The 9,709-nt window shown below is 56.3% G+C and carries 13 protein-coding genes; 2 read left to right on the forward strand and 11 right to left on the reverse strand.

Annotated features, from left to right (window positions below):
* Nucleotides 1-3: 3 nt before the first annotated feature.
* The 9 genes from EKA13_RS00525 to EKA13_RS00565 all read right to left on the reverse strand — a co-directional run bounded on the left by EKA13_RS00525 (nt 4) and on the right by EKA13_RS00565 (nt 7,185).
* Nucleotides 4-696: a hypothetical protein gene (locus EKA13_RS00525; protein ID WP_042857820.1), complete on the reverse strand. Its 693-nt coding sequence runs from the start codon at nt 694-696 to the stop codon at nt 4-6.
* 9 nt (nt 697-705) lie between these two features.
* On the reverse strand, nt 706-2,082 hold the full coding sequence (locus EKA13_RS00530; RefSeq protein ID WP_042857821.1) for a hypothetical protein: 1,377 nt from the start codon (nt 2,080-2,082) through the stop codon (nt 706-708).
* A 105-nt stretch (nt 2,083-2,187) separates the two neighbouring features.
* Nucleotides 2,188-2,400 carry a PRTRC system protein C gene (locus EKA13_RS00535; protein ID WP_010792614.1) on the reverse strand — a complete coding sequence of 71 codons (213 nt, stop codon included), beginning with the start codon at nt 2,398-2,400 and terminating at the stop codon, nt 2,188-2,190.
* 11 nt (nt 2,401-2,411) lie between these two features.
* Entirely contained in the window at nt 2,412-2,906 is a 495-nt protein-coding gene (locus EKA13_RS00540; RefSeq protein ID WP_020191027.1) for a PRTRC system protein E, read from the reverse strand.
* Nucleotides 2,907-2,939: 33 nt separating this feature from the next.
* Complete coding sequence (locus EKA13_RS00545; RefSeq protein WP_065285156.1) at nt 2,940-4,772, reverse strand: PRTRC system ParB family protein; 1,833 nt, start codon at nt 4,770-4,772, stop codon at nt 2,940-2,942.
* A gap of 147 nt (nt 4,773-4,919) precedes the next feature.
* Nucleotides 4,920-5,333 (reverse strand): hypothetical protein, encoded by a 414-nt coding sequence (locus EKA13_RS00550; protein WP_038405153.1) that lies wholly within the window; start codon nt 5,331-5,333, stop codon nt 4,920-4,922.
* A gap of 384 nt (nt 5,334-5,717) precedes the next feature.
* Entirely contained in the window at nt 5,718-6,182 is a 465-nt protein-coding gene (locus EKA13_RS00555) for a hypothetical protein (RefSeq protein WP_010792618.1), read from the reverse strand.
* An 8-nt stretch (nt 6,183-6,190) separates the two neighbouring features.
* A complete protein-coding gene (locus EKA13_RS00560) occupies nt 6,191-6,553 on the reverse strand; it encodes a hypothetical protein (RefSeq protein ID WP_010792619.1) in 363 nt (120 codons plus the stop codon).
* Nucleotides 6,550-7,185, reverse strand: a complete 636-nt coding sequence (locus EKA13_RS00565) for a hypothetical protein (protein ID WP_010792620.1) — start codon at nt 7,183-7,185, stop codon at nt 6,550-6,552. The genes EKA13_RS00560 and EKA13_RS00565 overlap by 4 nt, the downstream gene beginning before the upstream one ends.
* A 188-nt stretch (nt 7,186-7,373) precedes the next feature.
* On the opposite strand from EKA13_RS00565, the gene EKA13_RS00570 reads away from it, so the two are divergent.
* Nucleotides 7,374-7,652, forward strand: a complete 279-nt coding sequence (locus EKA13_RS00570; protein ID WP_010792621.1) for a hypothetical protein — start codon at nt 7,374-7,376, stop codon at nt 7,650-7,652.
* On the opposite strand, the gene EKA13_RS00575 is transcribed toward EKA13_RS00570, so the two are convergent.
* Both EKA13_RS00575 and EKA13_RS00580 read right to left on the reverse strand, forming a co-directional pair.
* The gene (locus EKA13_RS00575) at nt 7,649-7,981 is read right to left on the reverse strand and encodes a hypothetical protein (RefSeq protein WP_021018441.1); all 333 of its coding nucleotides are present in this window, start codon (nt 7,979-7,981) and stop codon (nt 7,649-7,651) included. The two genes, EKA13_RS00570 and EKA13_RS00575, sit on opposite strands and share 4 nt — an antisense overlap.
* Nucleotides 7,978-8,376, reverse strand: coding sequence for a hypothetical protein (locus EKA13_RS00580; protein WP_019484869.1), 399 nt, complete (start codon nt 8,374-8,376; stop codon nt 7,978-7,980). Before EKA13_RS00580 ends, EKA13_RS00575 begins: the two co-directional genes overlap by 4 nt.
* A 787-nt stretch (nt 8,377-9,163) precedes the next feature.
* On the opposite strand from EKA13_RS00580, the gene EKA13_RS27735 reads away from it, so the two are divergent.
* On the forward strand, nt 9,164-9,334 hold the full coding sequence (locus EKA13_RS27735) for a hypothetical protein (RefSeq protein WP_153274580.1): 171 nt from the start codon (nt 9,164-9,166) through the stop codon (nt 9,332-9,334).
* The last annotated feature ends 375 nt before the right edge of the window (nt 9,335-9,709 follow it).

Genomic DNA, 9,709 nt, shown 5'->3' on the forward strand with positions numbered 1-9,709 from the left:
GACTCAACCCTCCCCATTGATTGCTGCTTTGAGGGTCAGAGGCTTGCCTTTGACTTCCGAGAGCTTGAGGCAACGGTCAGGGAATTTCTTCGCTTGCTTGGCTGAAAGGTCGCGGTAGAACTGCACCAACTCGTTGAAGTCCTTGATGCCCTTGAGGGGGATAACCCCTCCGCCGTGGGTATTCGTGCTCTCCAAGACAAAACGCTGCCAGATGGGGATGTTCTCGATCAGGATTTCTCGCGGCAGATTGACGTTACCTGAGCAGAATGTGCCGTTGTTATAGGTGTTGCCCAGCGGAGCGAAGTGCAGTTCAGTTTCCGGCGTCGGACGGCTCTTGCCTTTGTAGGCATAGCAGCGCAGTACACCACCAGCCAAGTAAATGAGGCCGGGGATTGGTGCTTTGATAATCTCGCCACGGAACGGGATTTCCAGCACCTGGGGAGCGGTGTACCACACCAATTTGTTGCGGCCCCGCACCAGCAGGTTCTCAGGCAGGAACTCGATGCTGGGTTCTTCTTCACGAAGGAGGTCGATCAGCACCTCCTTGTCCAGGCTCGAAAAGGCTCGGCCAGCACCAAGGGTGAAGGTTTTCCCGCCCTCAAGAGGCAGGACCTCATGGCTTGTGATATCCAGTCGATGGGTCTCGACGTGGCGATGGATGAGCATGGCGCGGCATTCGACTTTTTCACTGAGCATGTTCGTTCCTTAGAGAGCTTGGGTGAGGCGACTAAGCAGCGATACGCACTGCTTGGTTTTGTTCAGTATCGTCACGGTCTGCTGTGCCAGAAGCTCTCCATCCAGTGGAAGCGCCAAATGCAGATCGCCCACACCGCTCACCCGATCATCGAATCCGTTGCAGGCTTCATCTTCGAGCGAGCTGTACTCACCATGAATCGTCACAACCAGCGTCTCGAACACACCTACCCCTTCCTCCGCTGAACCCTGAAGGTCGTGCTCACTGATTGCTCGACTGCCCTCTACTGCGTACCGATGGCAAAGCTCAAATGCTTCCTTGATCACTTCCAGAACAGGCTTGAACGGGCTGCCTGCGTTGATCGAATCCTGAACCTGTTCAATCAACTCTTGAATTTCGACTGGGTGGTTGGAGTCCTGCTCATGCGTCAAGGTGAAATGGGTGCGTCGAGTCAGGTTGTCCAATTCTTTCAACTGATACGCGACCCCCTCGATGTAGTCTTCATCGCGGTCGTCACCTTCGATCCCCATGGGCCATGCTTCAAAGGGGAATTGATCCTCTGGTGTCTCCAGCAGGTAAGCGGTCAATTCTTCGGGGGAGGAGTTCTGAATGCGTTCTTTGATCGCACCATATGCGTCCGCTAACCCATGATTGTCGTAGCTGTAAACGCCCATGAAGCTGGATGGCGTGTGGAAATGAACAAGGTACGTGGACATGGCGTCCAGTGCTTTGAAAAGGAAGACTGCTACCTCACGGAATTCCTCGCAGTCCTCTGCTGGCAAGGTCAACTCGTACCGGTTGAAATACTTGGCACTGATAATGAACTTCGCCCCCTGAACGCCGAGGTAGAGCCAATCCTTTACATCCGGGCAATCGGCAGTAGCCAGATCAACAAGGCTTTGCTCGACCTTCTGTATGAGGTGGTAGGCACAGTTGGGGCCGAGGGCGACCAAGTCCTCTACCGACTCAGCAGTGAAGAGTCCTGCTTCGATGCACGCCAGCGTGGTTTGCGCTGCGGGTTGGAGTTCGTACGCTGGGGTTCCAATGAGCTTGGTACGTCGCTTGACTCCAGGAATCAGCCCGACCTTTGAGAACCCAATTCGGGATTCAATGGCCCCGATCACCTCGTTGGTGACCAGGTGCAAGCCATAGTCGTTTGGATAGGCGTTGAGCCAATCCAACTCCTTGTCACTGATCAGGCCGCCTTCGTGCGCATCAAGACAGAAGGCAGCATGGCTCTTGCGATCTACAAGGTGGCTGTATTCGCCAAAAGCGCGGCTATGGGCCTCCCGCATGGCCGTGGTGACCTGCGGGAGAGCCAGAGGGCTCAGCGCGGAACTTGGGAATTGATAGTTCCGGGAGAAGCTGGAGAGTTCAAGAGCGCCCATAGCCGCCTCAACTGTTCGTTGGATAGATCGTGGTCGGGGTTGGTCGGGACGGAGCGAGCGGAGGAATCTCCGTCCGCCCACGCCATGAGGGTGGAGAGGGCGTCCTTAACCCTTGTCTCCGAAGCTGGCTTCACGGAATTCATAGACATAGCGGTCGCCCTCAGAGATAGGTTCAACAATCTTGGCGCCTACCAGTCGTGGGAACTGGCGGCTGTAGTGCTTCAGCACGTCGCTCGGCTCCATGCTCGGATCGGGATCGTCCAAGTCGCGCCCGGCATAACGGAACACTCGGTCCAGGGTGACGATTGCGATGCTCATCGTGTCGCTCCTCAGAAACGTTCAGCGAGATTGGCGAAGGGGGCGGGAGCCGCCGCTTGGGACGGAGCAGGGGAGGTGGACGGCTTGGTTGCCGGCTCAGAGCCACTCTCCAGATCGGAATCGTCGCTGTCGTCCTCTGCTGCAGCGCTGTTCCCTTTCGCGGCGGTGGGTGCGCTAGGAGCAGGCTTCGCTGCTTGCACTGCCGCCTCGCTCAGCTTGCGGATTTCGTCCAGGGCGGACATGCCGTGGTTCACTACTTCCGCATGACTGCGGACACGCTCGAACAGCGCGGTTTCCACTTCTTCCGGGGTGCCCGACAGCATCATCGGCTTGGCGATGGCTGCGCGCAGTTTGATCTCGGCTTCGGAAGCCTTTGCAGGGGTGGGGCCGATGTTTGCACTCAGCACCACTTTCACACGGCCTCCTTCGAGGCCGGAGACGTCGATGTTGATGCGTTTGTTGCTGTCGGTCAGCGCCTGGCTGATAGCGGTGAAGAAGGTGTTCATTTGGGCGGCTCCTTGGTTTCGATGAGGTTATTGTTAGGCCGAGCGACGTGTGCCAGAACCGGCCTGAACAGAAATCTCAAATGCTTCGGGGAGATACCCGGCCCAAGAGAATTCTTTGAATTCCAGTACCGCTTTGATCAGGGTGTCTGTTTTCTCGGTCGAGAGCTTGACGAAAGCCTTGTCGCCGTGGACCTCGTTGTACTTCGCCTCGAATCCCGAGCGCTTGCAGTCCGCGATAATTCCCGCTTTCACCAGAGATTTGAGGTAGTTCTCGCTCATCTGGAAATGTTCAACCGGCTGCATGCCTTCATGTTTGATGTAGGCAATCGACTGACTACCCGGCAGCGACTTCTCGAAAGAGTCGGCGCTATCGTTACGGAAGGTGGTGCAGGAGGCGAGATTGGTCAGCAGCTCCAGCAGCTCTGATTCCTCCAGCTTGGCCAGTTCTACCTCCACATTGCAGCGGCTGCTGTCCAGCATGGCTTCAGGCATGCCCAGCTTCTTCTTGATCCGGTTGGCCAGCTCGTGAGGCAAGCTGCTGCGCATCTCCAGGTACATGCTGACGACGGCGATGGCCAAGGCGAGTCTGCGATTGCCTTGAACTGCCTTGGAACCCATTTGGCCATAGAGGTTGAATGCCTCACGGCGAATGGACTTTTTCAACGCCTGCGGTTGCGCAGGCTTGTCCTTGCTCTTGCCCGCAGCTTGTTTCGATGCCGGAGTGGTGGCCGAGGCAGTTTTAGACAGCGGTTCAGTCGAGCGATTGTTGGCCGGCTCATGGGTGTTTTGCTGCCCAGCCGCTTCTGCGAGTGCGGCCTTGTAGGCTTCACGCATGTCCTTGTTGCAGTTACGGTCGAAGCAGTAGCCCCCCGCTACGGTCCCTTCGTGACCCGCTGTGGTACTCACGACGGCCCCATAGTTGGAGCAGGACAGGCAGGCTGTGATCTGGCTATCACCAACGCCATTCGGCCCTTTCGCTTCCAGTTGGACATAGCCGTCCTTTGGCAGTGTCAGGTCGGTATGCACTACCCCGAACTCGTCGCGGGCCTCGATGAGCTTGACTTCGATCAGTTGGCTAGTTTTTTGGTTCCAGCAGGTGGCGTTCTGGCATTTGGCACCGGCTACTGAGGTATCGAACAGGTCCACGTAAGCAGCCGAGTTGTGGCGGCATGACGCGCAGTCCTTGGTATCGAAGCGAGCGGACGAGATATCGCGGGCAATCGTAAAGAGACGGTCCTGGGTGTCTTTAACCGTCAGGTTTTGATCGATGATCTTGGCCAGGATGGGCGCCTGCTCGCTTTCCACCAGACGGCACAGCAATTCAGCGTGGCCGATCTTAATTTGACCTTGCAGCAGAGCATCGCGGACTTCCGGGCAGGCGCGGGAAAGCATGATCCGACTATCGAGGCGGGTACGGGACCAGCCAAGCAGCTTCATCACCTCCGCGTGATCGTTGCCACAGTCAGCCAGAACAACAACGGCATGCTGTGCTTCTTCAATCGGGGTCAAATCCGCACGTTGCATGTTCTCGATGGCCGCGATGATCCGTGCTTGAGCCTCAGTGAGGTCACGGATGATCGCTGGGATTGTCAGGAGTTCCAGATCGACGGAAGCCTGCCAGCGGGTGTTGCCTGCGACTACCTCATAGTCGAACTCGGGCTCATCAACCGGGCGGATGATGATCGGCTGCTGTACCCCATGCTGACGGATGCTCTCTTTGATCTGAGAGTAGAGAGCGGTGTTCCGGCCCTTACGGGGATCGACTGTAGGGTTGCGGCGAATGCGGGCAACAGCTACATGCTGCATATCGGCCTGTTCTGCGGAGGCTGCGTCTTGGGTGGGGATGTGCTGAATCACGGCGGTCATGGTGAGTGCCTCTGTGTGTTTGCGATGGGCAAACTTTCAGGGGTATCGGTGTGTGGCAGAACCGGGCCGCAATTATTTTCCGCAGGGCAGGGCCTAGCGGCTTGGGCTTTGATGTCCCCGCTTCCAAACCGATATGGAGGGTTGAACTTATCGGCGGCTGGATGGATTCCGTTGCATGAACTCGGGAAGGGTGACGCCTGAGAACGCTTCCTCATCGAGGAGCGGGAAATCGTCTATTCGCTTCCGGATGTGCTCGCCCCAACGATTTATCGCGGCCATCTGCTTTGGAGTGAGCATCCAGAAACGGTGGAGGTGCGTTTGCATCTGCTCCAGGAACTCGCGTCGATCCTTATTCGTGTGCTGAACCGCCTCCACAAGCCAGTGGTTGAGGCCAATGCAGCGTTTGACGTTGATTGGGCTCAGGACCGATTTGTTGGCCGCCGCGTTACGCATAGCGCCGCCGATCTGCTTGCGGAGATCATCTTCGATCTCTCCGCTTTGTTTGTACTCGTCGTGAGCCAGCTTCAACACCTTCGATACAGCGAACTTGAAGCCGTTCATTGCTTCACATCGGAGGCGAACGTATTGCACTACCTCGTCTATGGGCGGGAGAGGAGGGCGTTGTGGGCTAGAGGTTGGTGAACTTCCAGCCCCTATCTCTGGAGCTGGACTTGCCGGTGTTGGGGCCGATTCGTTGTGCTGCGCTGGTTCGTCAGCCACAACCAGTAGGGCCAGGCGCGATACATCAAGCAGCCGCTCTTCCGGCTGCCCCAGATGCTTCTTAGCGCAGCTGGGGCCAGCGAAAGCTTCGGTACCGACCTCATCGGTGATGACGATGCCCTTTTCACTGTGCAATGGCCGACGACAAAAAGTGCAAATGGCCAGGGGAGGGAGGAAGTCTCTACGCAAATAGCTCCAAGTCATCTCGATTCCCTCCCGTTTAGGTCAGCGCTGCATTTTGAGCAAGACGGTCCATTTGCCGTCTATGACCATTGGCTTGGTCTTGTTGGGCTGCAGCCGAACAGTGTCAGACAAGGCGGTGTTCGTCAGCTTGACCTCCTGATTGGTCCCGCACTTGAGTTTTGCGCCGTCATTGATGGCGCTGAGAGCGGAAACCATCCCCAACACCTCGATCGGCTGTTCAGTTCCTTCGATCGGAAGCGAACGCAGCTTCAGCACCAGTCCCGTCTTGTATTCACCATCACGGCAGATTTCGCGCTTCGTCGCCGGGTCGACAAATGCAGCGTGGTAGCGATGAGAATCACGGATGTCCAGCTCGTGAGCTTGGCCGTCGAACGGCACAATGAACACCTCCGGCTCATTGGTACCCACGATGACAGAGACTTGAGCTTGGCTTGCCTCGGCACTGCCAGCAATTACAAGAAGCAAGGGGAGAAGTCGCTTGATCACTGAGGTCCTCACAGTTTTTCAGCAAAGGTGCGGGTGATGAGACGCCAGGCCGCTTGTTCCATGAACGAGTCATGGTCCAGCTGGTCTTTGGGGGTTGCTTTCAGGTCTTCGGCTGAGACCACCAATACTTCCACCTGGGCAGGTCCCCAGCTGGTAATTGGTGCCAACCCATAGCCATCCTTCAGGATGTTGTAGAGGAATTCCTCCTTGCCTACCGGGTACTCGATGCGGATGAAGCTTGGGTGCAAACTCTCGTAGTAGCCCAGGATGTACTCCAGAAGCTCATTGGCAGTCAGTTTGCTGAACGGGCAAGCCAGTGCTTTACCTTCAAATTGCAGAACCGACTTTGTCGCCGCAGCGAGTTGGGTCATAGGGCCTCCGCAGACACAGTCACCCGAATCGGATCAACTGTCCCGAAGTCATACCGAACGACCTCACCACTCTCGCCGGCAAACCGAATATTCAAGCGATCCAACCGGATCAGTGGATTGGTGCTGCTGTTCAGGTCAGCCTGCGGTACGTACATCCGATCCACCCCGAGGCAGAAGCTGATCGTGTTGTCCGAGATCTGAGGGCTTGCAGCACGGATGAAGAATCCTTCGGGGTAATGGAAAAGTTCGCCTGTTTTCACCAGCCCATTTGTGTCGACACCCAGCAGCCAAGACCGCTCCTTCTGAAAGTCTTTCATGACTACCTGATGCCCATTGTTCGAAGGCAGAACGAAGTCCAGGTCCTGACCGTGGCTCGAATCCGAGCCGCTATGGAGATTCACTTTCAGCCGGAAGCCAGTCATTTGCTTCAGCCCGGTCGGTTGATACGGCTCCCCATCCCGCCAAAATTTGGGGCACTGATCCGAAGGACCATCAGTACGCTCGACAACCTGGACAGTCCCGGAGTGAGCCTTCGATTCGTAACTGTAGGAGGTCTCTTGCAACTCCTTGTTAGCGCAACCCGACAAGGCTACGGCCAGAGCAGCGAGAGGAACGAGCGTGATGATTCGCATAGTGGTCCTTTTCGAGTGCCAGGGCGGAATTGCCCGCTCCTGGATTGTTGGTTTCCGAAACCAGAACGATTTTAACGATCCAGCATATGGATTCACGCCAAAACGCGGGCTTGAAATCCAGGCTTGCTGATTGGCTTGAATGCGGCTGACGGGCTGTCAGAGTCGGAGTTTTCCGTAGAGGAGGGGACATGAGCACTCCGCAAGAAATGGCCTGGCTCACGACGATTTCTGTGCCCACGGTGCAAGCTGGAGAGAAGTATGTGCGCCTTACAGGACTACCCGATAACCGTAGGAAGGACGCTTGGAAGACGATCACGAGTAACCATCCTGGGTTAGCGGATCTCCTTCGGTCACCTGAGCTAAAGGAAGTCGTCGCGTTCTTCGACGCAGACATTTACGTCGATGCGGAGGTGGTGCCTGCTTTGCCGGCGGAGCCACTCAAAGGGCGAAAGCAGGCCGTACCCTAAAACGGTCTTGCCAACTCATCCTTGAGCGCGTTGAAGCGAGCTCGACGTTCTTCAGGGGTCAGTGAAGCCTCCTCCCCATCTTCATTGGGTATGAGATTTCCTATATCGAGCTGAGCTGTAGGCGCGGGAACGTCAGGGAGTGACACCTCTGGAGGACTCTCCCCGAATTGCTTCATCAGCAATTGTATCGCGGCATGTAAGTCCTTCTGTCCTTCGAGACTTTGGCAACCTGCGAGTTGATGACAGAGGTTGTCGATGGATTGCCTGATTTCATCTGGCGATGGCATCTCACTCTGCAGCCATTGCTGAGCTTGACCTAGAGCGTTCATTGGGGCGACACCTGGCTGGGCCGGGCAAGCATTGCTCGGATGTTCTGAATTGCCTTGGCTTTCTCCTCCATGGTCAAAGGTGGAGTTGGTTGAACGTCAGGACAAAGCGGGGACAGATCTATCACCGAGGCCGTCGTCACGGCCGCTTTGTCGGTTTGGGCACCCTGGTGCTCTTCCGGTGCTTGGTACAGATCGAACATTTCACCGCCAGCGTCCACGTACCCTTCAATCAGTGCCTCGAGAGCTGTTCGACCGTCCTGCGGGTCGATCGACTTATCCTTCTGGGTTTTCTTGACCAGCCTCAAATGAGCGTCCTGGATTTCCTCGAGAGTTCGTGGAGCAGAAAGCCAGGTCTTTGCCCGGCTGGTGAGGGAGTTCTGGCTGTTGTTGGGCATGTGGTTCACCTCCTGAATTGGTAGGTGGATTCCCTCATGATGCTGCTTGTGCCAGAACCCTCAAGACAAAGGAAATATAAGGAAAAAGGAAGAATATAGGAGAGACTCGCAAATCCCTTTAGAAACAAGGGGTTGAGCGAAGAATCGTGAGGCAAACCTGCCTAGAATCATGAGCCAATCCTCACTATGCCTGGTCGGCCTCAAGAGAATCGTGGACCAAACCTTCACTGTATAGAATCGAATCGTGGAGCAGACCTGACTATGCCATCCCGAAACGTGGAGGAAACCTGAGTAGCCGAGCGGCTTTATCGACCCTAGCCCTGTAGATAAGTACCCCATAAAACCCCTGAGTGGAGCAAACCTCAGTACAACCGTGGAGTGAACCTGACTACTGGATAAACCGGTTAGGACGGATTATCCCGGTTGAGCGGATCAGGAATCGATCGCTGGAGCAGTGGGGATCGTGGAGTAAACCTCAGTATCTTTCGGTGGGCCCCCACGCTGGGAAATTTATCCGGTTGGTTACTGCATACGTGATGCTGCCGAGAAAGAAGGGGAATCGTGGGCGAAACCTGAGTAGTAGGAGCCTTCATTAGCGCAGGGTATCGAGCTACATACCCGGTACTGGACCGTGGGGTAAGCCTCGGCGCCGCCGGCGGAAGGGGTAAAGGGCATGACTCAAATCGTGGACGAAGGCTGAGTGTATGCCGGAGGCTGACCGGGACCTGAATCATGGACGGAAGCTTCGTGCGCACCGTTGGCCAGGCCGCGGGCCCAGATCCAGATCATGGGCGAAGCCTCGGTGCTGGCGGCGGCCGAGATACAGGTCATGGTCCAGATCGTGGACGAAGCCGCGGTGTACGCCGGGGGCTGGTTGCGGGCCGGGGCCAGAATCATGGACGGAGCCTTCGTGTGCGACGTTGGCCTGGCGCGGGTCCAGGCCAATATCGTGGGGTGAACCTCAGTGTGTCCCGGGGCTGGCCCGTAAGGCTGACCAAACATCAATCGTGGACTAAACCTCAGTGCTCGATGAGTCCGGAAGTGATGGTGGATCAAAACCAGGAGTGGGAGAAAGGAGGAATCATGTTCCAAACCTCAATAGGGATGCACTAAGGTTTGGCTACCAACTAACGTGGCCAGTCATTCGACCTGGCTCAGAACCCATCGACCAGTCGGTAATGTGTTTGAGACCGGCAAGCGTCGAACCTGGAGCCATAACAACCGGTCTGACTGACCCTATCCCAATGTTGACGAGGTAAAGTGGACCCATCGGTCAAGACAGTTTTTCAGCGAGTTTAAGCTGCGTCGCTTACTGCCACTGCAGCTGGTCGGC

Origin of the sequence: Pseudomonas defluvii, from assembly GCF_001695625.1 — a bacterium.
Classification (GTDB): domain Bacteria; phylum Pseudomonadota; class Gammaproteobacteria; order Pseudomonadales; family Pseudomonadaceae; genus Aquipseudomonas; species Aquipseudomonas defluvii.